At 62.6% G+C, this 21,612-nt stretch carries 21 protein-coding genes; 12 read left to right on the top strand and 9 right to left on the bottom strand.

Annotated elements, in window-relative coordinates; genetic code table 11:
• Positions 1–3 precede the first annotated feature (3 nt).
• Positions 4–2,082, top strand: coding sequence for a hypothetical protein (locus FJ546_RS08810; protein WP_140888980.1), 2,079 nt, complete (start codon positions 4–6; stop codon positions 2,080–2,082).
• Between the two features lie 44 nt (positions 2,083–2,126).
• On the opposite strand, the gene clpS is transcribed toward FJ546_RS08810, so the two are convergent.
• The 4 genes from clpS to FJ546_RS08790 all read right to left on the bottom strand — a co-directional run bounded on the left by clpS (position 2,127) and on the right by FJ546_RS08790 (position 3,689).
• Positions 2,127–2,432, bottom strand: coding sequence for an ATP-dependent Clp protease adapter ClpS (gene clpS, locus FJ546_RS08805; RefSeq protein ID WP_140888979.1), 306 nt, complete (start codon positions 2,430–2,432; stop codon positions 2,127–2,129).
• A 139-nt stretch (positions 2,433–2,571) separates the two neighbouring features.
• On the bottom strand, positions 2,572–2,886 hold the full coding sequence (locus tag FJ546_RS08800) for a hypothetical protein (RefSeq protein WP_140888978.1): 315 nt from the start codon (positions 2,884–2,886) through the stop codon (positions 2,572–2,574).
• A gap of 160 nt (positions 2,887–3,046) precedes the next feature.
• Entirely contained in the window at positions 3,047–3,352 is a 306-nt protein-coding gene (locus tag FJ546_RS08795) for a hypothetical protein (RefSeq protein ID WP_140888977.1), read from the bottom strand.
• A gap of 37 nt (positions 3,353–3,389) precedes the next feature.
• Positions 3,390–3,689: a hypothetical protein gene (locus FJ546_RS08790; protein ID WP_095773502.1), complete on the bottom strand. Its 300-nt coding sequence runs from the start codon at positions 3,687–3,689 to the stop codon at positions 3,390–3,392.
• Positions 3,690–4,032: 343 nt separating this feature from the next.
• Here FJ546_RS08790 and FJ546_RS08785 point away from each other — a divergent pair, with 343 nt between their 5' ends.
• Together FJ546_RS08785 and FJ546_RS08780 are read left to right on the top strand one after the other, a co-directional pair.
• The gene (locus FJ546_RS08785) at positions 4,033–4,749 is read left to right on the top strand and encodes a response regulator transcription factor (RefSeq protein ID WP_095773711.1); all 717 of its coding nucleotides are present in this window, start codon (positions 4,033–4,035) and stop codon (positions 4,747–4,749) included.
• Entirely contained in the window at positions 4,746–6,155 is a 1,410-nt protein-coding gene (locus tag FJ546_RS08780; protein WP_140888976.1) for an ATP-binding protein, read from the top strand. The genes FJ546_RS08785 and FJ546_RS08780 overlap by 4 nt, the downstream gene beginning before the upstream one ends.
• Before the next feature lie 6 nt (positions 6,156–6,161).
• On the opposite strand, the gene choV is transcribed toward FJ546_RS08780, so the two are convergent.
• The 3 genes from choV to FJ546_RS08765 form a co-directional block, all read right to left on the bottom strand.
• On the bottom strand, positions 6,162–7,343 hold the full coding sequence (gene choV / locus FJ546_RS08775) for a choline ABC transporter ATP-binding protein (protein ID WP_019860704.1): 1,182 nt from the start codon (positions 7,341–7,343) through the stop codon (positions 6,162–6,164).
• Positions 7,340–8,194: a choline ABC transporter permease subunit gene (gene choW / locus FJ546_RS08770; protein WP_069092996.1), complete on the bottom strand. Its 855-nt coding sequence runs from the start codon at positions 8,192–8,194 to the stop codon at positions 7,340–7,342. The genes choV and choW overlap by 4 nt, the downstream gene beginning before the upstream one ends.
• Before the next feature lie 137 nt (positions 8,195–8,331).
• Positions 8,332–9,267: a choline ABC transporter substrate-binding protein gene (locus tag FJ546_RS08765; RefSeq protein WP_140888975.1), complete on the bottom strand. Its 936-nt coding sequence runs from the start codon at positions 9,265–9,267 to the stop codon at positions 8,332–8,334.
• A 425-nt stretch (positions 9,268–9,692) separates the two neighbouring features.
• Here FJ546_RS08765 and FJ546_RS08760 point away from each other — a divergent pair, with 425 nt between their 5' ends.
• A complete protein-coding gene (locus FJ546_RS08760; protein ID WP_038649140.1) occupies positions 9,693–10,304 on the top strand; it encodes a thymidine kinase in 612 nt (203 codons plus the stop codon).
• A gap of 22 nt (positions 10,305–10,326) precedes the next feature.
• On the opposite strand, the gene FJ546_RS08755 is transcribed toward FJ546_RS08760, so the two are convergent.
• A complete protein-coding gene (locus FJ546_RS08755; protein WP_348641971.1) occupies positions 10,327–10,635 on the bottom strand; it encodes an EamA family transporter in 309 nt (102 codons plus the stop codon).
• Between the two features lie 90 nt (positions 10,636–10,725).
• On the opposite strand from FJ546_RS08755, the gene FJ546_RS08750 reads away from it, so the two are divergent.
• The 8 genes from FJ546_RS08750 (at position 10,726) to FJ546_RS08715 (ending at position 20,806) form a co-directional block, all read left to right on the top strand.
• The gene (locus tag FJ546_RS08750; protein WP_140888974.1) at positions 10,726–11,115 is read left to right on the top strand and encodes a cytochrome c family protein; all 390 of its coding nucleotides are present in this window, start codon (positions 10,726–10,728) and stop codon (positions 11,113–11,115) included.
• Between the two features lie 308 nt (positions 11,116–11,423).
• On the top strand, positions 11,424–12,512 hold the full coding sequence (locus FJ546_RS08745; RefSeq protein WP_095773710.1) for a hypothetical protein: 1,089 nt from the start codon (positions 11,424–11,426) through the stop codon (positions 12,510–12,512).
• Between the two features lie 41 nt (positions 12,513–12,553).
• A complete protein-coding gene (locus FJ546_RS08740; protein ID WP_140888973.1) occupies positions 12,554–13,699 on the top strand; it encodes a hypothetical protein in 1,146 nt (381 codons plus the stop codon).
• Between the two features lie 24 nt (positions 13,700–13,723).
• Positions 13,724–15,634 carry an ATP-binding protein gene (locus FJ546_RS08735; RefSeq protein ID WP_140888972.1) on the top strand — a complete coding sequence of 637 codons (1,911 nt, stop codon included), beginning with the start codon at positions 13,724–13,726 and terminating at the stop codon, positions 15,632–15,634.
• A gap of 116 nt (positions 15,635–15,750) precedes the next feature.
• Positions 15,751–16,167 carry an endonuclease domain-containing protein gene (locus FJ546_RS08730; protein ID WP_140888971.1) on the top strand — a complete coding sequence of 139 codons (417 nt, stop codon included), beginning with the start codon at positions 15,751–15,753 and terminating at the stop codon, positions 16,165–16,167.
• Positions 16,168–16,276: 109 nt separating this feature from the next.
• Positions 16,277–17,578, top strand: coding sequence for a DUF6638 family protein (locus FJ546_RS08725; protein ID WP_140888970.1), 1,302 nt, complete (start codon positions 16,277–16,279; stop codon positions 17,576–17,578).
• A 106-nt stretch (positions 17,579–17,684) separates the two neighbouring features.
• On the top strand, positions 17,685–18,809 hold the full coding sequence (locus FJ546_RS08720; RefSeq protein WP_140888969.1) for a DUF2333 family protein: 1,125 nt from the start codon (positions 17,685–17,687) through the stop codon (positions 18,807–18,809).
• A 317-nt stretch (positions 18,810–19,126) separates the two neighbouring features.
• Positions 19,127–20,806: a formate--tetrahydrofolate ligase gene (locus FJ546_RS08715; RefSeq protein WP_140888968.1), complete on the top strand. Its 1,680-nt coding sequence runs from the start codon at positions 19,127–19,129 to the stop codon at positions 20,804–20,806.
• A 68-nt stretch (positions 20,807–20,874) separates the two neighbouring features.
• Here FJ546_RS08715 and FJ546_RS08710 read toward each other — a convergent pair whose 3' ends face one another.
• Positions 20,875–21,519, bottom strand: coding sequence for a cysteine hydrolase family protein (locus FJ546_RS08710; RefSeq protein WP_140888967.1), 645 nt, complete (start codon positions 21,517–21,519; stop codon positions 20,875–20,877).
• Between the last annotated feature and the right edge of the window lie 93 nt (positions 21,520–21,612).

Raw genomic sequence — 21,612 nt, 5'->3', positions numbered from 1 at the left:
CCAATGAACTGGTCGATCTCCTTCGAACCGCTGATCTCCTGGCCTTTGCTGGCCCTCGTGCTGGTGCCGCTGGCGCTGCTGGCGCTTGTCGGCCTGTGGTTTCGCCAACGCGGCGGTGTCCTGCGCTTCATCGCCCTGCTGGCGCTGGCCGCCGCCCTGTTCAACCCGGTGTTCCTCAATGAGGAGCGCGAGCCGCTGAAAAGCGTCGTCGCGCTGATCGTCGACCGCAGCCAGAGCCAGGACATCGGCGACCGCACCAGGCAGACCGATGAAGCGCTCGCCGGACTGCAGCAGCGTCTAGGCCGCTTCAAGCAGTTCGACGTCCGCGTCGTCGAGGCCGGGAAGTCCGATGCCGCCGAGGAGCGTACCGAAACACGGCTGTTCGGCGCGCTGGAAGGCGCCTTCCGCGACGTGCCGCCGTCGCGCATCGGCGGCGCCATCATGATCACCGATGGCGAGGTGCACGACGCGCCCCCGGGCGCGCCCGACTTCAACGCCCCGCTGCACGCCTTGATCACCGGCAACGACCACGAAAAGGACCGCCGCATCCGCTTCGAGAACGCACCGCGTTTCGGCATCGTCGGCAAGCCGCTCGACATGACCTACCGCGTCATCTCGACCGAAAACGAAGCCGGCCCGGTCGATGTGCGCGTCTCGGTCAATGGCGAGCAGGTCTCGGTCGAGCATGCCACCGTGGGCCAGGCCATGCCGCTGCAGGTGACAATCCCCGGCGCCGGTCGCAACATCATCGAACTCGCCATCGACCGCGAACCCGGCGAACTCACCGACACCAACAACCGCGCCATCGCGCTGGTCGACGGCATCCGCGAGAATTTGCGCGTGCTGCTCGTTTCGGGCGAACCGCATGCGGGCGAGCGCACCTGGCGCAATCTGTTGAAATCGGACGCCTCGGTCGATCTCGTCCATTTCACCATTCTGCGGCCGCCCGAGAAGCAGGACGGCACGCCGATCAACGAATTGTCGCTGATCGCCTTCCCGACGCGCGAACTGTTCGTCGAGAAGATCAAGGATTTCGACCTCATCATCTTCGACCGCTACCAGCACCGCGACGTGCTGCCGATCCTCTATTACGACTACATCTCCGAATATGTCGAAAAGGGCGGCGCCCTGCTGATCGCCGCCGGCCCCGAATATGCCGGCGAGGCTTCAATCGCACGCACGCCGCTGATGTCGGCTTTGCCCGCCATGCCGACCGGCGAAGTGGTCGAAAAGGCCTTCTATCCGCGTCTCACCGACCTCGGCCAGCGTCACCCGGTGACGCGCGGTCTCGATGGTTCGGCCACCGAGCCGCCGCACTGGAGCCGCTGGTTCCGCACCATCGGCGTGCAGAACCCGCAAGGCGAGGTGGTGATGAAGGGCGCCGACAACCGGCCCCTGCTGCTGCTCGATCGCAAGGGCGAAGGCCGCGTCGGCATGCTTCTGTCCGACCAGGGCTGGCTGTGGGCGCGCGGCTTCGAGGGCGGCGGTCCGCACGTCCAGCTCTATAGGCGCATCGCCCACTGGCTGATGAAGGAACCCGAGCTCGAGGAAGAGCGGCTGACCGCCGAGGGACGCGGCATGGTGCTGGAGATCCGCCGCCAGACCATGGCCGACGATCCAGGCTCCGCGCAGATCATCACGCCCTCGGGCAAGACGGTGACCGTCAAGCTCGATAAATCCGAGCCCGGCGTCTTCCTCGGCAGCGTCCAGACCAACGAGATCGGCCTCTTCCAGGTCGCCAATGGCGATCTCACCGCGCTCGCCCATGTCGGACCGGTCAATGCGCCGGAATTCGCCGATGTCATCTCCACCGAAAACCGGCTGAAGGCACCGGCGGAAGCCACGGGCGGCAGCGTGCGCCGGCTGGCGTCATCGACGGCCCTCGGCAGCGACGTGACCCTGCCGTCCATCGTGCCGGTTCGCTCGGCCGGCGATGCCTCCGGCAGCGACTGGATCGGCCTGCGCACCACCGACGACAGCGTCTTGAAGGCCGTCTCGCGCGTGCCGCTGTTCGGCGGCTTCCTCGGCCTCGGCCTGCTGCTCCTGGCGATGGGATCGATGTGGTACCGCGAAGGACGGTAGCATAGCGCCTCTTCCTTCTTGTGGGAGAAGGAAAGAACCCCTCCTCACTCCTCCGGCTCGGTCGTGAACAGCAGCGGATAGCCCTTGGCCTTGCCGGCGTCGGTGGCTCGCGTCGCCTTGGTCTCGGCGACATCCTTGGTGAAGACCGCGACCACGCAGACGCCGCGCCGGTGCGCGGTGATCATGATGCGGTGCGCCTGATCCTCGCTGAGCTTGAACTCGCCCTTCAGCACCGTCACCACGAATTCGCGCGGCGTGAAATCGTCATTGATGAGGATGACCTTGTAGAGCTTCGGCCGCTCGGTCTGCGGCTTGACCCTGGTTCGCGGTTTTGTGGTGATTTCTGGCATCGGAACCGACAGTTTCGCGATCGGGCTTTACCCGGTATTTTGCCACGGGCGGCAGCGATCGTCCATTTTGATTGGCATGCGGGCGGCCGGCGGGCCGGCCCGGTCGTTCACAATCATGTGGGAAATTGTCGGGCGCGGTTCAACGGCCCTGGCGGCCGAACATACGGCGGTTCGCGCCGGCATCCGCCCGGCGTTCCATCCAGGCCGCGATCGGCCATCCGACAACGCAGACCAGCGTCACGGCAAGCAGCACGATCAGCAGCCACGCCTGGACAGGCGTGATGTAGTCCCAGTTGCTGGAAATTATCGGCGCGAACAGCGAGGGCTCAGTGCGGCCACTGGCAGGATCGGGCACGGGGCTGGCGGTGAGCAGAATCAGCACCCTGGCGACACCGGTGGCAACCAGGCCGCCGATCACCATCGAACGTAAAATGGACGAAAGCCGCTTCTTCATGCGGATTGTCCTACAAGACCGGCGTTGCAAACGGGTTAAGCACGATCGAGATGCGCGGCTGGAAGCCGCCGGTGTTCAGGTCATCGACCATGCATTCGGCGCAAGGCCGCCCCAGCCGGTTGCGGCGGGGCGGCCTTGCTAGAACTGACCTCGAAACTGATCAGGGCTTCTTCGGAGCAGCCTTCGGGGCCGCCATGGCGGGGGCTGCCTTCGCGGGGGCCGCCTTGGCAGGGGCCTTCTTGACCGGGCACTTGTGCTTCTTGGTCACCTTGCAGACGGCCTTCTTGGCAACCTTCTTCGGAGCAGCCTTGGCCGGTGCGGTGGTTGTCGCGGCAGCGGCCGGAGCTGTGGTCGTGGTAGCGGCAGCCGGGGCAGCGGTCGTGGTGGCGGCAGCGTTGCCAAGAGCCGGCATCGAGAAGGCAAAAGCAACGGAGAGACCGAGGGCCGACAGGAGGGACTTTTTCATGGCTTCATTTCCTTTTTATGCGGGTCGATTTTGAGCGTCACTGGACCGGGTCGTTCGGTGTCACTCCAAGTAGCTTCAAAGCGTTGGCGAGCATCCGGATGCCCTGTGCCTGTTTCTTGGCAGCACAATACCGGTTGCCCTTTCTCTGAAGTGCCTTTGCCGCGGTGACCTGCGTTGCCGTGGCATGGGTTTCGAGGGCTTCATCAAATTGGTGGCTGAGATTGGCGCACCGTTCGCTCCGGGTGAGCGGCGCCTTTGCGTCCGATTGTCCAGCAGCGGCGGTGACCAGGCCAAGGCCCAGCAACGCACCCAACAAACTGATCGACAAGCTTGGCATTGGTTTTTCCGTGAACCCGGAGATTTTGCGTCGCAGCCGGTAATCTGACCGCCACGGCACCGTTATGCCGCCCTACCTTTTCAGGAGTTTTTCCCAATTGTAGAATTTTGTTTCTGGATTGTGTCTGTCCCGCCCACCTCATGCGTATCGTCCAAATCGGTCCCGGTTTTGGAACCGCACGCATGAAAACAGAAAGCTTCAGCACGGCCATCGCTTTCCATGTGGAGAAGGCCGAATTCGTTCTCCCTTGAAAAGCAAGGCACTGGCCAACATATGGCCCGAATTCTATCGTGTGGCTCACCTGCCAGGAATGACTTGGCCGGCAATCGAGACAGGGCAGCTCGTGAAATCCGACGCACACATACTGATCGTCGACGACGACAAGGGCATCCGCGACCTGCTTCAGGAATTCTTCCAGAAGCGAGGCCTGCACACTTCGGTTGCCGCCGACGGTACCGAGATGGAGGCCGTCCTGCGCCGCGCGCAGGTGGACCTCATCGTGCTCGACGTGATGCTGCCCGGCAAGAGCGGGCTGGAACTGTGCCGCGACCTGCGCGCCCAGTATACGACGCCGATCATCATGCTGACCGCCGTCACCGAGACCACCGACCGCGTCGTCGGCCTGGAGATGGGCGCCGACGACTATGTGCCCAAGCCCTTCGATCCGCGCGAACTCCTGGCGCGCATCCGTGCCGTGCTGCGGCGCAATGGTACTTCCGAACCGAAACGCGCCACCACCAAGCAGATCTACCGTTTCGCCGGCTGGACGATGGACTGTTCGCGGCGCCGGCTGACGGCGCCCGACGATGTCAGGGTCGAGCTGACCATGGCCGAGTTCAACCTGCTGCAGACCTTCGTCAAGAGCGCCCAGCGCGTGCTGACCCGCGACCAGCTTATCGAGCTCTCCGGCGGCGACAGCGACTATTCCTTCGACCGCAGCATCGACATCCTGGTCAGCCGGCTGCGGCGCAAGATGGAAGATGACCCGAAAACGCCGAAACTGATCCTGACGGTGCGCAGCGGCGGCTACCAGTTCCTGCCCGAGACGACCTCCGAATGAGACGTTTCCTGCCGCAGACCTTGCCTGTCTGGGTGCTGCTGATCGTCATTGCCGGCCTTCTGATCAGCCAGGTCGCGACCCTCTATATCGTGTCGCGCGACCGCGCCGCCGCCAATGACGTGGTCGACCTCTACCGGCTCAACGACCGCGCCTTCTCCTTGGTTCAGCTGATGAGCGGCGCCACGCCCGTGGAGCGCAAGGCAACCGCGGCGGGCCTGTTCAACTCGACTTACGCCCTTACCGTCTCGGACACGCCCGCCGTCACCTCCTCTATCGCCGGCGACGACGAACTGGCTGAACTCGAGGATATTCTCGTCGGCCGGCTGTCGAAGTTCGGCATCACCGATGCGCGCGTGCGGCGCGATCCGGCAACGCGTGAGGCCGACGACGCCAGCGGCACGGCATCCGGCCCCGATATCGGCCAGGTCGAGCGCGACCTTCTGGTGCTCGCCGCCGATTTCGCCCAGAGCGACAAGCTGACGGCTTCCTTGCGCTTCGCCGACGGCCAGTGGCTGAACTTCACCGAGCCGATCACGCCCGTCGGCCCGATCCTGAGCTTCGACAGCCTGCCGCTCTATTCGCTGATCGCCGGCCTGGTGGTGATCATGTCGATCTGGTCGCTGCGCCGGCTGACCGCGCCGTACCGGATGATGGAAACCGCCGTGAACCGGATCGGCAAGGACCTGAAAAACCCGCCGATAGCCGAGTCGGGCAGCCGCGAGGTGCGGGCCGCCGCCAGGGCGATCAACGCCATGCAGAAGAGGCTGCGCGAATATGTCGAGGACCGCGAACATCTCGCCGCGGCACTCGCCCATGATTTGCGCACGCCGATGACACGCATGCGGCTGCGGCTCGAACTGTTGCGCAAATCGGCGGTTCGCGAGGCGCTGGCGCATGATCTCGCCGATGTCGAAAGCATCGCCAGTTCCGTGATCGACTTCGCCACTTTCGAGGTGAACGAGGAAAAGGCCGAGCGCATCGACTTCTGGTCGCTCGTGGAATCGATCGCCGACCCCTATCCGGAAGTCTCGTTCGACAATGACGACACCCGTTCGCGCGGCCTGATCTGCATCGCGCGGCCGGTGGCGCTCAGGCGCTGCGTCACCAATCTGGTGCAGAATGCCGTCACCTACGGCAAGAAGGCGCATCTCAGCCTGCACCGCTCGGACGGCACGATCACGCTGAGCATCCGTGACGAAGGACCTGGCATCCCGCAGGCGCAGATCGATGCCGTGTTCGGCTCCTTCGTGCGCCTCGAACAGTCCCGCAACCGCCAGACCGGCGGCCTTGGGCTGGGCCTCACCATCGCCCGCAACATCGCGCGTGCCGCCGGCGGCGAGATCCGCCTGTCCAACCATCCGGACGGTGGATTGCTGACGGAGCTGCGCCTGCCGCTCGCGACCTGAACCGCTCTATCTTCTCAACACCGCGCTCAGCACATCCCTGATGCCGATGGCGCCGACGAAGCGGGACTGGTCGTCGAACAGCGCCACGGGGGCGGTCTGCGAACGGTGCATGGCCAGCATGACGGTTTTCAGCGACGTGCCGGGATTTGCCCAGAACACTTGCGCGGCTTCCTCCGACTGGGCCTCGACATCGGCGCATGACACCCACACCGCCGGCTTCCCGTCGCGTTCGGCCGCCGCCACCAGGCCGTGATCGTCGATCTTGAAGCGCGTCGTCTTGCGCCGGTCTAGCCACACCCAGCCATTGTCGCCGTGCTCGAGGTCGCGGCGGTCGCGCATGACGTTCCAGGCGGTCAGCACCGAGAGCGGGTTCACATTGGCAATGAAGTCGCGGACATAGTCGTTGGCGGGTCGCAGCACGATGTCTTCCGGCGCGCCGGTCTGGACGATGCGCCCGCCCTCCATGATGGTGATGTGGCTGCCGATCTTCAGCGCCTCTTCCAGGTCATGGCTGACGAAGATGATCGTCTTCTTCAGCTCGGCCTGCAACTGCAGCAATTCGTCCTGCAGCTTGGTGCGGATCAGCGGGTCGAGCGCGGAGAACGGCTCGTCCATCAACAGGATCGGCGCCTCGGTGGCGAAGGCACGGGCCAGGCCGACGCGCTGCTGCATGCCGCCCGACAGCTCGTGTGCATATTTCTTCGACCACTGGTCGAGATTGACCAGCTTGAGCTGCTTGTGCACGCGCTCCTTGCGCTCGGCGTCCGGCACGCCGGCAAGTTCGAGGCCGAGGCCGACATTTTCCTCGACCGTGCGCCACGGCAGCAGGCCGAACTGCTGGAACACCATCGCAACCTGCTTCTGGCGCAAGCGCCGCAAGGTCGGCTCGTCGCAGGTGACGACGTCGACGATCTTGTCGCCGTCCTTGACCAGCACCTGGCCGCGCGACACCACGTTGAGCCTGTTGACGGCCCGAAGCAGGGTCGACTTGCCGGAGCCCGACAGGCCCATCAGCACCGAGATCTCGCCCTCGTGCACGGTGAGGCTGGCGTCGGCGCAGCCCAGCACATTGCCGGTTTTCTCCAGGATTTCGGCGCGTGTGGCGCCCTTGTCGATCATCGCAAGCGAACCGGCCTGGTCGGCGCCGAAGACGATATCGACGTTCTTGAAATCGACGGCGACGGTCATTTCTTGCCTCCAACGCCAATGCGGGTCATTCGGTCGAGCACGATGGCCAGCACGACGATGGCAAGGCCCGCCTCAAGCCCGAGATCGATGCGGCGCGAGCCGAGCGCGCGGTTGATCTCCGTGCCCAGCCCACCGGCGCCGATGAGAGCCGCGAACACCACCATCGACAGCGACAGCATGATCGATTGCGTCAGACCCGCCATGATGGTGGGCAGCGCCGATGGCAGTTCCACCTTCCACAACAGCTGGCTCTTGGTCGCGCCGAACGCCTCGCCGGCCTCGATGATCGACTTCGGCACGGAGACGACGCCGAGATGAGTGAGCCTGACCGCGGTCGGGATGACGAAGATGATGGTGACGATGAGGCCGGGCGCGTTGCCGAGGCCGAACAAGGTCAAGACCGGGATCAGGTAGACGAAGGTCGGCAGCGTCTGCATCAGATCGAGCACCGGCAGCATGACACGGTAGACCTTCGGTTTGTGCGCCGCCCAGATGCCGAGCGGCACGCCGATGGCCATGGCCATGGCGGCGGCGGCGACGACCAGCACCAGCGTCTGCACGGTCTGCTTCCACAGGTTCTGGTTGATGATGAAGATCAGGCCGAGAAAGACGCCGATGGCAAGCGGCCGCGAGCGCTGCAGCAACCAGGCGATGACAGCGATGACCAGCGCCAGCAGCACCGGAGGCACCATCAGCAGGAGGTCGACCAGCCCGTCGAGAATGAAATTCAAACCGTTGGAGAAGGCTCTGAAGATGGTGTCGAAATTATCGGTCAGGAACCCGAAAAAGGACTTTCCCCAGGCGCCGATCGGGATCTTGTGATCGACCATGAATTTGGAAATCGGATCCATCTCACCCCTCTTCCACCGGGGCTCTGCCTTCGGCCCCGCGCTGTCGCAACGTCATCTTGTCACAGGATGTGAAAAAGGGCAGCCCTTTGTCAAACGGCTGCCCATCTTCATCCGGTCATGCCGGATGCGAAGTCGGCTCAGCTTCCGAGCGCTGTCTTGACCGCCGCTGCGGCGTCGCCGCCGTCGAAGGTGGTCACGCCGGCGATCCACGGCTTGACCGCGTCCGGGTTCTTCTTCAGCCAGTCGGTGGCGACCGTCTGGGCGTCACCGCCCTTGAGGATCGCGTCCATCATCTGGCCTTCCATGTCCAGATTGAACTTCAGATTGGCGATGAACTTGCCGGCATTCGGGCATTCGGTGGTGTAGCCCTTGCGGACATTGGTGAACACGGTGGCCGCGCCGAAGCCGCTATCGCCCATGCCATCGAGATAGGTGATCTTCATGGCGCCCATCACCGGATGCGGCGTCCAGCCGAGGAAGGCGATCCACTCATTGTTCTTCATCGACTGCTCGGCCTGCGTCAGCATGCCGGCCTCCGAGGATTCGACCAGCTCGAAGCCGCCGAGATTGTCCTTCGGGTTCTTGATCATGTCGAGGATGATGCGATTGCCGTCATTGCCGGCTTCGATGCCGTAGATCTTGCCGTTGAACTTGTCCTTGAACTTGCCAAGGTCGGTCAGCGACTTGACGCCGGCGTCCGCGACATAGGTCGGCACGACGATGCCGTAGCCCGCGCCGGTCAGGTTCGTGCTGATGGTCTCGACCGAGCCATCGGCGGTATAGTCCTTGATGTCGTTGGTCATCGACGGCATCCAGTTGCCGAGGAAGACGTCAAGGTCCTTGTTCTTCAGCGAGGCCATGGTCACCGGCACCGACAGCTGGATCACCTTCGGCTCGTAGCCGAGCGCGGTGAGCAGCACCGAGGCGAGCCCGGTGGTGGCCTGGATGTCGGTCCAGCCGACATCGGAAAGCCGCACGGTCTTGCAGCTTGCGGCGTCACCGGCGAAGGCGGCGCTGGTGGACAACAATGCCGCCAGGCCGAGGCCGGCGACGAAGGAATTCATACGCGACATAGTTAGTCTCCCATTGTGATTCTTTGGCGAAGCGTCGTAACGGTTTCTCTGCCCGCCTTGTTTCGTCAGCCAAACACCATTCTGGTGTAGTTTCAAGCGCTAAGGCAATCACGATCAACGGCGCGGGCTGGCCAATCAGCGACACGGCTGACGCTTTTGTCACGCCGCTTATCTTTTTCAGCGGCGAGCCGGCTTTTTCAGGGGAATGCGCCAGCGGCCCCTCCCCGCGCAGAGGCAACTCGGCTTAAGGTCTGTTTGGATTCAGGTCAGGCCGAGACGAAAATGGTGGAGCCCGAGAACCGGAGCGGAGCGTACTTTTGGGTATGTGAGCACAGTTCTACTGCGACGCAATAGAACGGGGAAGCGCAGGGGACCGCCATTTGCAGGCCGGCATCACCTGAATATCAACGGACCGTAAAGGCGGCATGGCTAAGCTCTACTTCAACTACGCAACGATGAATGCCGGTAAGACGACGATGCTCTTGCAGGCCTCGTATAATTATCGCGAACGCGGCATGACGACGATGCTGTTCGTCGCCGGCCATTACCGCAAAGGCGACAGCGGCCTGATCTCGTCGCGCATCGGGCTTGAGACCGAAGCCGAGATGTTCCGCGACGGCGACGACCTGTTCGCCCGCGTCGCCGAGCATCACGACCATACGACGGTGCACTGCGTCTTCGTCGACGAGGCGCAGTTCCTCGAGGAAGAACAGGTCTGGCAATTGGCCCGCATCGCCGACCGGCTGAACATCCCCGTCATGTGCTACGGCCTGCGCACCGATTTCCAGGGCAAGCTGTTTTCCGGCTCGCGCGCGCTGCTGGCGATCGCCGACGACCTGCGCGAGGTGCGCACCATTTGCCGCTGCGGCCGCAAGGCCACGATGGTCGTGCGCCTCGGCCCGGACGGCAAGGTGGCCCACCGGGGCGAACAGGTGGCGATCGGCAAGGATGTCTATGTCTCGCTCTGCCGCCGTCACTGGGAAGAAGAAATGGGCCGCGCCGCGCCCGACGATTTCATCGGCTTCATGAAATCCTGATCCTGCTTCCCTGCGACCCGCGTCAGGCCGCAGAGACACGCCTCAGCGGAAACCGCCAGCCCAGCCGGACACCGAGCGTCGCCACGGCGATCAGCGCCATGCCGGCGGCCTGCGCCGGCCCGAGCGGATGCCCGTAGACCGCCCAGTCGATGATGATGGCAACGACCGGAAAGATGAAGGTGATGATGCCGATCACCGGCGTCGTCAGGCACGGAAAGGCCGAGTTCATCAGCACATAGGCAATGCCGGTGTGCAGCACACCGATGCTGACCAGCCAGCCCCATGCATGCGCGGGAACATGCTGGCCGATGCCGGCGAAGGGCGCGAGCAGGTGCGACCGGTCCCCCCACTCGCCACGGTGCAGCGTTTGTTAAGGCCTCGGTCCTATAAGGCCGTCAGCCAGAGCTCTCCGGGGTCAGCCATGCTTCGCGCCGTTTCCTCAGCCAGCCTTCTTCTCATCGTCACCTCCATTGCCGCCCATGCCGGCGGCGACCCGGTGCAGGGCAAGCACGTCTTCAACCGCTGCATGGCCTGCCATGAGGCGGCCACCGACCGCGACAAGGTTGGCCCGCATCTCAAGGGTGTCGTCGGCCGCACCGCAGGCACCGCGGAAAGCTTCCTTGGCCATTATTCCGAAGCCATGAAGAGTGCGGGCGCTGCCGGTCTCGTCTGGGACGAGGCAAATCTCACCGAGTATCTCAGGGCCCCTAAGCTCAAAGTTCCCGGCAACAAAATGGCTTTTGGTGGCCTGACGAATGATGACGACATTGCCAATGTCATCGCCTATCTGAAGGCCGATCCGAAGCCCTGAGTGGCGTCGGTGCGGTGCGGCCGCACTGATATATTTGCCTGCAACCGGTTCAATCCCCTGCCGAATTCAGCATTTCCGCGTCGGCGGGGGCTGACTGTTTTGCAGGCATGAAGGTTCAATGACAGCTGAACCAGTCCCGATTGACCGGCTAATCACGCCATGACCCCACCTGCATTGTCTTTCAAGGCCTTGGCGGATTCTTTTGTTTTCACACGACCCTTGTCTTCACGTCTTTCAATCCCCGGATGCCCCACATATATTCGCCGCTGTTCGCAACCAGCGACCGGAAGCCGAAGCGGGAGGCCCCTATGGCGACATTGCAGAATTTCGATGCAGAAATTGCCAAGACCAAGCAGGTCGTCCAGGACATGCGCACCAAGATCGAGCAGTCCGGCACCGTGCTCGACACGCTTGCCACCGCTGACAAGAAGATCGGCGACGCCAATTTCGACATCGAGAACGCCCGCATCGAGGATGTGCTGAAGCAGCAGAAGGTGATGGAAGGCAACATTGCCGACCTGATCATCGGCCTCGAGGACGCCACCAACGTCTTCGGCGCCGAGTTCGAGAGCATGAAGAACTACACCGGCTGGGAAAACTTCGTCGGTGTCTTCTCCAGCCAGCGCAAGCAGCGCATGCGCACCGACCGCGTCCGCAACATGTCGCTGGCCGGCAATCTGCAGGAACTTCTGGCCAAGTCCGACACCATCGTCGGCATCCTGAAGGCGCAGAAGGAGGTTCTCGACCAGCGCTACAAGACCTCCGAGGCCAGCCTGTCGCAGGTAATCGAGCGCCGCAAGACCACCATGTCGAACCTCGAAGCCGTACAGAAGCGCATCGAGGAACTCAACCCGATGCTGCTCGACATCGAAAACAAGATCGCCGCCTCGACAAGCCAGAAGGACCGCACCCAGCTCGAGGGCGAACGCTCCAAGCTCGCCACCGAATACAACGAGAAGCAGGCCAAGGAGCAGGAACTGCTGGCCGAAAGCCAGACGCTCGAGCGCTACACCTCGATGTTCCAGACCTTCGTCGATTCGCTCAACAACCAGATCGCCGCGCAGTCGACGCTGATCAACAAGCTGACCATCGATACCGAACAGCGCATCGTGCTCTACAAGGCGCTGGAAGATTCCTTGAAGACCGCCGCGCAGCAGGACGTCGCTCACAAGATCAACACGCTGGGCAGCCAGGTCGACAACACGGCGGAAGAAACCATGGCCGGCATCGGCGCCGCTTCGCAGAAGCACATTGGCGATCTTCTCGAGATGCACGAGAAGAACATGGTCGCCAGTGCCGATATCCAGCGCCGCAAGAAGCTCGCCGACGATGCCTTTGCCCGCCGCTTCGACGAGGTGCTGAAGAAGCACAATTCGGCCAACTACGTGCAGTCATAAATTGCCGCGCGCACCGGTGCGACAATCCCAGGGCTGACAGAATGACCCCCGAAAACGACGCGGCGGCGCGGTATTTCTCGGCAATCACGGCCGCGCTCAGCGGCCTTGAAGTGTTCATGCGCGACGACCGCTCGCCGCTTTACCGGCACGGCATCGTCGCCAAGATCGTTGCCGAATACATCGCCCGGCTCGACAAGTCCTTCGGCTGCTGGCGCAACCGGCTGGGCTTCATGGACACGTTCCGCATTTCGCGCGCCGAAAGCGGTTTTCCGGTGTTCCAGAACCTGCTCGAACTGGAAAACGACCGCCGGCAGGCCGATGCGCGCCTTGCCAACATCCCGCTGGCCGACGAGCTGCGCGAGGAGATGGCCGACTTCATCCTGCGCCACAAGGAGTTCCCCGAGGCGCTGCAGAAGTCGATGGCCGAGCGGCTCTATCTCGAGGACGTCAGGAGCGAGCAGGCTTTTGGGCCGTTCACGCTGGCGCAGACGGTCAAGGTGTCGGTCAATCCGAAGACGGCATTGCCCTACTATCTCGTCCATTGGGCGACCTTCGACGGCAGCGCCAACCTGCCGTTGGTCTACATGGTGACGGTGGAGGATTCCTCCGAGAACATGGTCCGCCAGCTCGTCGACCGGAACGGCAAGCTCAACGACAAGGTCGACATCCCGCTGCCGGTCGACGGCCTGCTCAATCCCGAGCTTGCCCACCGTTTCGACGATTTCACCGAGAAGAACTCCGCCTACACGCTTTCGCCGGCGACCATTGCGGTCAATCTCGACAAGGATTTCGAGCCGCTGCACCCCAAGCAACTGCGCCGCGTCGTGCTCGGCCCCTTCTATTCCGCGGGCATTACCGACAACAATTCGACGGTGACCGAAGTCCTCGCCAAGGTGCGCAAGCCGGAAAACGCCTGGCTGCTGACCTGGACCATCCAGGAGGTCTATTCCAAGGGCGAGAAGCCCGGCCGCAAGGGGCTGTTTTCCAGCGAGAAGACGACGCAGGAATTCTTCATCAACACCGACGATTTGGAAGCCGCGCGCCAGGGCGTGTCGAGCTACGAGAACCACGCGCTGATCCCGCACGAGGCCTACCAGGCGCTCTACGCCGCCGGCGAAGCACAGAAGATCTTTGGCGGCTACAAGGTCCACATCCTGTCCAACGGACAGGTCATTTCAGACGTCTGACCGTAACACCACGGAGCACACTTCATGGACACCGGCCTGACCACCATCCCGGAAGCGGCGATCGAGAAGCACCGCGCCACAGCGCAGAGCTTCATCACCCGCATCGTCGTGCTGGAGGATCCCTCACGCGAATCCGGCACGGCACTGGCCGGCACCAATCGCCGCTTCGTCTCCACCGTCTCGGTCGGCTCGGTGCGCCGTACGCGCGAGGTCGAGCTGTCGAAGACAGTCGGCGCCGTCCATCCCGACGACCAATTGCTCACCATTCCGCAGCACACGCTTCTGTTTCGCGCCCGGCGCGGCACGGCGATCGCGCTCGCCATATCGGATGTCTTCGCCGAAGGCTCCGACCTCGAAAACCTACAGGCTAAGAACACCCGCGCCCCGCTCGAGGGCGACGAGGCGTCGGCCTTCAAAAGGCTTCTCTCGGCGTCGGCCTATATCTCGGCTTTCAGCCTGGCATCCTATCTGTTCCAGCTGATCGACAGCGACGGCGAGGCGCCCAACGACATCCCCGAACCCGACTTCCTTTTCGACACGCCGCAGGATGCGGTGAAGTCGATCCTCGCCGGTCTCGACAAGGCGATAGCGGGCTCGAAGGACGATGCCGACCTGGCGACACGGGCACGCGCCTTCGCCCGCGTCGCCATCGACGGGCTGCTGGCCAGAAAAGGCCGCTTCGACGGCATCGGTCCGTTCGAGAACGCCCATATCCGCATCGACGTCGATGACTTCACCCTGGACGGCTTCGACGTCGCCCCCGGCAAGCGCTCCAAACCGCTGGTGATGACTTTCAAGAAGCCGGAAGAGGTCGTCGGCAACCATATCGCCAAATACCAGTCGGTCAAATTAGCCAAGATGCTGATGGCCTATGATTTCGAGCGCGAACTAAACCCGTTCGTCGAACTCGGCGGCTTCCTGTTCACCTTCATCGGCGACGGCGCGCCCGGCACCGGCAAGACGACGCTGATCCAGATGATCGCCGGCCTCGTCAACGGCTACTGCCAGGTCGCCGGCTACCCCTTCGCCTACGAGAATTTCGGCGTCGACCAAATCTCGTCCTACCAGGGGAAGTCGGGCCAGAACTGCCGCCAGTTCATCAACAATGTCTTGAACCCGCGCGTCATCGGCTTCGGCACGATCGACGATATCGACCAGGTGGCGGCGCGCCGCTCCGACGACCGCGCCTCGGCCGGCCAGCAGGAAATCACCGGCGTCCTGATGGATGCCTTTGCCGGCGCCTCAACCGTGGTGCGCGGCAACTGCTCTTTCGGCATGTTTTCCAACTATCCCGAAAATGTCGACGACGCGCTGCGCCAGCGCGCCGGCGCCCGCTGGCTGGTCGACGGCCCGCAGACCCGCGACGACTATATCGACATCTTCGTGCTGCTCGCCGGCAAGAACCACGAGATCCCTCTGGGCAAGCACGAGCTTTACGCCGCGCAGGAAATCCAGCGCGCTGTCGAGGAGGCCTATGAGGAGCACGAAAAGCCGCAGGAGGACGGCCTGATGAAGGTCTACGAGCGCTACATGAAGGAGAATGGCGCGCCCAAGACCATGGCCGATATCGGCACCTACCTGCACCTGATCAAGGACGCCGAGCCGCGCTTCACCGGCCGCGCCATCAAGAACGTCACCGACGCCATCAAGATGCGCGCCATGGACATCGAGCTTCCCGACGACTGGTTCGAGAAGCCGGAAGTCTTCATGCACAAGGGCTATGACGAGAAGAAAGCCATGATCGAGGAACTGCGCGGTCCGTTCTCTCTGGACATGGTCATGCAGGAGATCAACCGCTACGCCGATTCCGAGTTCCGCTATTCAGACAAGTCCGACGACGCCGCCGTGGAAAAGCTGCTGCGCGATGCGCGGCTGCGCGAACGGGCAGCGCGCGAGATGGAGGAGATGAAGAAGAAGGGGCTTTGGAATGCATAGCGTTCTGTCGCCACATCGATGGACAATCCGTGGTGCCGTCGAAGGACAAGGAGCCAGCGCTGACGCCCCCCTCTCCCCGTCCTTCACGGGGAGAGGGTAAGGGTGAGGGGCGGCGCATGCGTGGACCAGCAATCAAAACGACAGGACGAGCAAGACGTCTACGTCAATCAGACAATGACGCGGAGAACGCACTTTGGATGGAGTTGCGCGATCGTCGACTGAATGGCCACAAATTTGTGAGACAGTTTCCGATAGGCAACTACTTTGCTGATTTTGCTTGCAGGGACTGCCAGTTGGTTGTCGAGGTCGACGGCAGTCAGCATGTCGGCAGCAAGTACGACCAGACGAGAGATCGCTTCATGGTTTCAAATGATTGGTCTGTACTCCGCTTTTGGAACGTCGACGTATTAAAGGAGCGGGACGTGGTGCTCGAGACGATATTGGCGGCTATCGAACAGCGCCTCGATCGTCATATCGAGACGAGTGAGCTTCGATTCATCGCTGCAAAAAGCTATGGGGAGACATATCCTTGATTGTCGGCGCCGCCCCTCACCCTTACCCTCTCCCCGTGAAGAACGGGGAGAGGGGGACGTCAGCCTTGGCGCTTCATCTTGTCAGGCAAAACCTCTCGGACTCTTCGAGATGAGCGCCAAAAAACCCGACCTCTTGCGCGACAACGAACTCATCTATGGCCGTCTGCTCACCGTCGACGAGCCGCATCTCATCCAGCGCTACAACAAGGCGCTGGCCGCGTTCGGCCTGCCTCCGACCAAGCTGAAGAGCTTCCAGATCGACCGCACCGGCTTCTCGCCCGAGATCGCCGACGAGTGCGGCGACCCTGACTATCTCGACCCCAACGAGGTCAATCGCCGCTTCATCATCCTGACGCCGTCGCAGATCGACCTGCCGGTGGTGCACACGGCCTTCTCCAACACCTCGCAGCTGATGTTCGAGTTCATGTCCAAGAACCAGCGCGCCATTGACGCGCTGACCATCAAGGACGTCATCTACGGCGAGATCGAGGATTCGGTTCCCAAGGTCAACGACATCGAGGATCTGCTGTCGATCAACCAGGTCGAGTTCAAGGTGTTGTCGGCCGAGGACGTGCTGGGCAAGGCCGCTGAACTCGGCAAGCTTGTCGACCGGCTGAAGCAGGAGCCCGACGCCTGGCGCGACAACGCCATGCTGACCCGTATGGTGGAGCTGGCGAAAATCTGCGGCGACATCCGCGAGAACGCGCTTGTCCCGGACCAGGTGATCTTCCGTCACAATGCCTACTGGACCAGCCATTTCGGCGGGCTCTACGTGTTCGTCGATCCCGACATGACGACGGTGATCAGCGATCCGGCGGCTCCGGGCTTTCGCCGCTCGCGGCCGTGGCAGGTAAGTTATCTCTCGATCAACGACGCCGACAAGGTTTTCAAGTTCCTGGCCAGCACCGGCCGCATCGAGCTGCCGCGCGCCTCCTGGATAGAGGCGTCCGGCTATCTCGAGCACCGCGCCGAGATGGTGGTGCGCGCGCTGATCCGCGACGCCGAGCCGAACCGCAACCTGACCGATGTCGACAAGGTCTGGCTGCAGACTTGGATCCAGAGCCATGCCGACCTGATCACCAAGGACGGCAATTTTCCTTTCCTCAACGCCGCCAAGCGCGAAATCGCCCAGCTTGGCCATCTCAAGATCGAGGATGTGTTCCCGCAGCAGCGCTTCCTGGTGGTGCGCGCCAAGCCGGACCATCCCGACGCCTGGCTGACCAATCGGCTGATCTCGGATTTCGTGCCGACCGACTTCGTCTCGCGCTACATCTTCAACAAGCAGGGCTTCTACAAGGACTATGACGGCTTCAGCGACGCCTGGAGATCGCATGTTGTGGACGTTCTGAAAACCACATATTTGAAGGACAAGGTGGCGTTTCGCACACGCCTCTACGGCCTGACCGACTAGAACGAAACGAGCTGTCATTTTGTTCTAACTTATTGTTTTAGCACATGATGTTATCCAAAAAGCCTGCAACTTTTTGGCATCATGCTTTGAGGGGGGTGACACAGCCATGCTCGATCCGATCGTGAACTTCTTCGTCAGGATTTTCCAGTGGATCGGCCGCGGCATCGGCCTTCTGATCGGTGCCATCATGTGGCCGTTCCTATGGGCTGGCCGCTGGTACACGCAGCGCGGCTGGATCCTCAAGGCCGTGCTCGGCCTGGCCCTGTTGGTGCTGATCGGCCTCTACGCCAACTTCTTCTATGCCACCCAGTGGTGGAACAATTTCAACCCGAACTATCCAGACACCTACACGTTCGAGAAGCGCAATGTTTCCGCCGGCGAGCAGCTGGCCGCCGGCACCGGCACCGACACGGCAAAGACCTGCGGCAACTCCGGCATTGCCCAGATCGCGGCGGACCTGACCGACTTCAACGTCAACCAGAATGCCTGGATCTCGTCGATGATCCTCTACAAGCTCGGCCTGTTCGGCATCGACTGGGACAACACGCCGTGGATGGACAACAAGGCGTCCTTCCAGCGCGGCATCAACCAGGCGGTGCGGCGCACGGCGACCGAACTCGCCGACAATCTCGGCCGCGTGCGCACGACTTCGCAGATCGATGCAGATCTGCAGGATGCGCGCGGCAATCTGCAGTTCGACGAATACACCTGGTATTTCGGCGTCAGCCCGTTCGGCCCGAAGACACCGACCCCGAGCTATTATCGCGACGCGGTGCGCAAGCTGCGCTCGTTCAATGCCCGCCTCGCCACCTGCCAGGCCACTTTCGATGCCCGCGCCGACAATCTGAAGCAGTATATCGACCGCATCGCATCGGACATCGGCTCGACTTCCGCCATCCTCAAGGAACGCGCCGAGAACCACAACAATGGCTGGTTCGACACCCGCGCCGACGACCGCTACTGGTTCGCCTATGGCCAGCTCTATGCCTATTACGGCCTGATGAAGGGCGCGCAGGCCGACTTCGAGAACGTCATCAAGGAAAAGCACCTGCAGAGCCTGTGGGACACGATGGACGCGCAATTCGTCTCGGCCCTGCGTATCCAGCCCTTCATCATCGCCAATGGCCGCGAGGATGGCTGGCTGCTGCCGACGCATCTGACGACCATGGGCTTCTACATCCTGCGCGTGCGCTCCAACATGGTCGAAATCAGCAACGTGCTGACGCAGTAAAGCCTGTTCAGTCACGACCACCCGCGATGGCGGATTTGCGCCGTCGCCTCTGTCGCATTCCGTGCATTGTGCGGCTGTTTTGAGACGGCGAAAACGCCGCTGCTCTGGCTTCTATACGGCGCGGCAAGCGGAGCCAGAAAGAACCGAGGGCAGGTCGGCCGGCCGCAGAGGAATTTTCTCTATAGGAAACATTGTTGCATGGAAGTTGACGCCACGGCAGCGACAGGGTTAGAACATGCCCGCGCGCCCGGTTCCAACCTGCTTGCGATAGAGATCAACCCCGTCCCCTCCACCGTTCAATCCAGAGGAAAGCCGTCATGGCCGAAGTGAAGTCCGACATCGAGATCGCGCGCGCCGCCAAGAAAAAGCAGATTCAGGAGATCGGCCAGAAGATCGGCATCCCGACCGAACATCTGCTGCCCTATGGCCACGACAAGGCCAAGATCTCGGCCGAATTCATCAAATCGGTGAAGGGCAACAAGGACGGCAAGCTGATCCTGGTCACCGCCATCAACCCGACCCCGGCCGGCGAAGGCAAGACCACCACCACGGTCGGCCTCGGCGATGGCCTCAACCGCATCGGCAAGAAGGCGATCGTCTGCATCCGCGAAGCCTCGCTCGGCCCGAATTTCGGCGTCAAGGGCGGTGCCGCCGGCGGCGGCTACGCGCAGGTCGTGCCGATGGAGGACATGAACCTCCATTTCACCGGCGACTTCCATGCCATCACCACCGCCCACAATCTGCTTTCGGCGCTGATCGACAACCACATCTACTGGGGCAATGAGCTCGGCATCGACACCCGCCGCGTGGTGTGGCGCCGCGTGATGGACATGAACGACCGCGCGCTGCGCGAGATGATCTGTTCGCTCGGCGGCGTCGCCAACGGCTTTCCGCGCGAGGGCGGCTTCGACATCACCGTCGCCTCGGAAGTCATGGCCATCCTGTGCCTGTCGACCGACCTCAAGGACCTCGAGAAGCGCCTCGGCGACATCATCGTCGCCTATCGCCGTGACAAGTCGCCGGTCTATGCCCGCGACCTCAAGGCCGACGGCGCCATGGCCGTGCTGCTCAAGGACGCCATGCAGCCCAATCTGGTGCAGACACTGGAGAACAACCCGGCCTTCGTCCATGGCGGCCCGTTCGCCAACATCGCCCATGGCTGCAACTCGGTCGTCGCCACCACCACGGCTCTGAAGCTCGCCGACTATGTCGTCACCGAAGCCGGTTTCGGCGCCGACCTCGGTGCCGAGAAATTCTTCGACATCAAGTGCCGCAAGGCGGGTCTCAAGCCGGCGGCGGCCGTCATCGTCGCCACCGTGCGCGCCATGAAGATGAATGGCGGCGTCAAGAAGGAAGACCTCGGCAAGGAAAACATCGAGGCGGTGAAGAAGGGCTGCGCCAATCTCGGCCGCCACATCGAGAACATCAGGCAGTTCGGCGTGCCGGCGGTGGTTGCCATCAACCACTTCTATTCCGACACCGACGCCGAAATCCAGGCGATGAAGGACTATGTCGCCTCGATGGGTGAAGAAGCGATCCTGTGCAAGCACTGGGCCAAGGGCTCGGCCGGCATCGAGGACCTCGCCAACAAGGTGGTGGCGCTGGCCGAATCCGGCGCCTCGCAGTTCGCGCCGCTCTATCCCGACGCCATGCCGCTGTTCGAGAAGATCAACACCATCGTCCAGCGTATCTATCGCGGCTCGGAAGCGATCGCCGACAAGTCGGTGCGCGACCAGTTGCACGCCTGGGAGCAGGCCGGCTACGGCAACCTCCCGGTCTGCATGGCCAAGACCCAGTACTCCTTCTCGACGGACCCGAACCTGCGCGGCGCGCCGACCGGCCACACCGTGCCGGTGCGCGAGGTCAGGCTTTCGGCGGGCGCAGGCTTCGTCGTCATCATCTGCGGCGAGGTCATGACCATGCCCGGCCTGCCCAAGGCGCCGTCCTCGGAAAAGATCTTCCTCAACGAGGCCGGCCAGATCGAAGGCCTGTTCTAGAATCTTCAAATCCCAAAATACCAAAGGGCGCCGCAGCGATGCGGCGCCCTTTTCGTTTGCGGATATTCCTACGCCGCGTTGCGCGCCAGCGCCCGCTGGTTGGAGGCGTAGATCGTGTCGCGTTCCGGCAAGGCGCCGGTCTTCAGGCAGTCGACCCATTCGGCGGTCTTCAGTACGGCCGCGAAACGTGACTGCAGGATGATCGTGACGACGCGGTGGATTTCCTCGGCCGAGGCATAGCCGGCGCTGTTGGCATAGGGCACCGAGCCGGTGGCGTCCGACAGGAACTCGACGGCGAAGCCCATGTGCACCGCATGGATGATGGTCGACAGGTCGCAATTATGCGTCATGTAGCCGACCACCGTGAGCGTATCGATGGCATTGGCGCGCAGCCACGCCTCGAGGTCGGTGCCGGTGAAGGCCGAGGGCAGCATCTTCTCGACATAATGGTCGCGGCCGCGCCTTGCGATTTCGGGATGCAGTTCGCCGCCATGGCTACCCTTGGCGAAGATCGGCGAGCTCTCCGCCGCCATCTGCTTGACGACCACGACCTTGATGCCGGCGGCGGCAGCCGCATCCATGGCACGTGCCACATTGACGACGCTGTCGCGGAATGGCGGATGCTGGATGGCCAGATTGCCGCCATCATAGTCGTTCTGGACGTCGACGACGATGAGCGCGCGGCGCGGCGTTGTGTTGGCTGGGGCAGACATGGTGTTTTCCTTCCCGCTTGAATGCGATGGGCCGAAAATAGGCGGCTTCAGGAGCGATCGAAAGTGGCCCGATTGACATCATTCGAAAGAATT

This window comes from Mesorhizobium sp. B2-4-19, assembly GCF_006441315.1.
Classification (GTDB): Bacteria; Pseudomonadota; Alphaproteobacteria; order Rhizobiales; family Rhizobiaceae; genus Mesorhizobium.
Note: the sequence above shows the minus strand (reverse complement) of the source record. Positions and strands in the feature narration are given on the sequence as shown.

Excerpts from the sequence above, each read along its gene's own strand:
- FJ546_RS08745 (WP_095773710.1), top strand. The coding sequence starts at position 11,424 with ATGGCGACATTGCAGAATTTCGATGCAGAAATTGCCAAGACCAAGCAG.
- choV (WP_019860704.1), bottom strand. The coding sequence starts at position 7,343 with ATGACCGTCGCCGTCGATTTCAAGAACGTCGATATCGTCTTCGGCGCC.
- FJ546_RS08715 (WP_140888968.1), top strand. The coding sequence starts at position 19,127 with ATGGCCGAAGTGAAGTCCGACATCGAGATCGCGCGCGCCGCCAAGAAA.
- FJ546_RS08735 (WP_140888972.1), top strand. The coding sequence starts at position 13,724 with ATGGACACCGGCCTGACCACCATCCCGGAAGCGGCGATCGAGAAGCAC.
- FJ546_RS08790 (WP_095773502.1), bottom strand. The coding sequence starts at position 3,689 with ATGCCAAGCTTGTCGATCAGTTTGTTGGGTGCGTTGCTGGGCCTTGGC.
- FJ546_RS08795 (WP_140888977.1), bottom strand. The coding sequence starts at position 3,352 with ATGAAAAAGTCCCTCCTGTCGGCCCTCGGTCTCTCCGTTGCTTTTGCC.
- FJ546_RS08740 (WP_140888973.1), top strand. The coding sequence starts at position 12,554 with ATGACCCCCGAAAACGACGCGGCGGCGCGGTATTTCTCGGCAATCACG.
- FJ546_RS08810 (WP_140888980.1), top strand. The coding sequence starts at position 4 with ATGAACTGGTCGATCTCCTTCGAACCGCTGATCTCCTGGCCTTTGCTG.
- FJ546_RS08730 (WP_140888971.1), top strand. The coding sequence starts at position 15,751 with ATGCGTGGACCAGCAATCAAAACGACAGGACGAGCAAGACGTCTACGT.
- FJ546_RS08710 (WP_140888967.1), bottom strand. The coding sequence starts at position 21,519 with ATGTCTGCCCCAGCCAACACAACGCCGCGCCGCGCGCTCATCGTCGTC.
- clpS (WP_140888979.1), bottom strand. The coding sequence starts at position 2,432 with ATGCCAGAAATCACCACAAAACCGCGAACCAGGGTCAAGCCGCAGACC.
- FJ546_RS08780 (WP_140888976.1), top strand. The coding sequence starts at position 4,746 with ATGAGACGTTTCCTGCCGCAGACCTTGCCTGTCTGGGTGCTGCTGATC.
- FJ546_RS08720 (WP_140888969.1), top strand. The coding sequence starts at position 17,685 with ATGCTCGATCCGATCGTGAACTTCTTCGTCAGGATTTTCCAGTGGATC.
- FJ546_RS08750 (WP_140888974.1), top strand. The coding sequence starts at position 10,726 with ATGCTTCGCGCCGTTTCCTCAGCCAGCCTTCTTCTCATCGTCACCTCC.
- FJ546_RS08760 (WP_038649140.1), top strand. The coding sequence starts at position 9,693 with ATGGCTAAGCTCTACTTCAACTACGCAACGATGAATGCCGGTAAGACG.
- FJ546_RS08765 (WP_140888975.1), bottom strand. The coding sequence starts at position 9,267 with ATGTCGCGTATGAATTCCTTCGTCGCCGGCCTCGGCCTGGCGGCATTG.
- FJ546_RS08800 (WP_140888978.1), bottom strand. The coding sequence starts at position 2,886 with ATGAAGAAGCGGCTTTCGTCCATTTTACGTTCGATGGTGATCGGCGGC.
- FJ546_RS08725 (WP_140888970.1), top strand. The coding sequence starts at position 16,277 with ATGAGCGCCAAAAAACCCGACCTCTTGCGCGACAACGAACTCATCTAT.
- choW (WP_069092996.1), bottom strand. The coding sequence starts at position 8,194 with ATGGATCCGATTTCCAAATTCATGGTCGATCACAAGATCCCGATCGGC.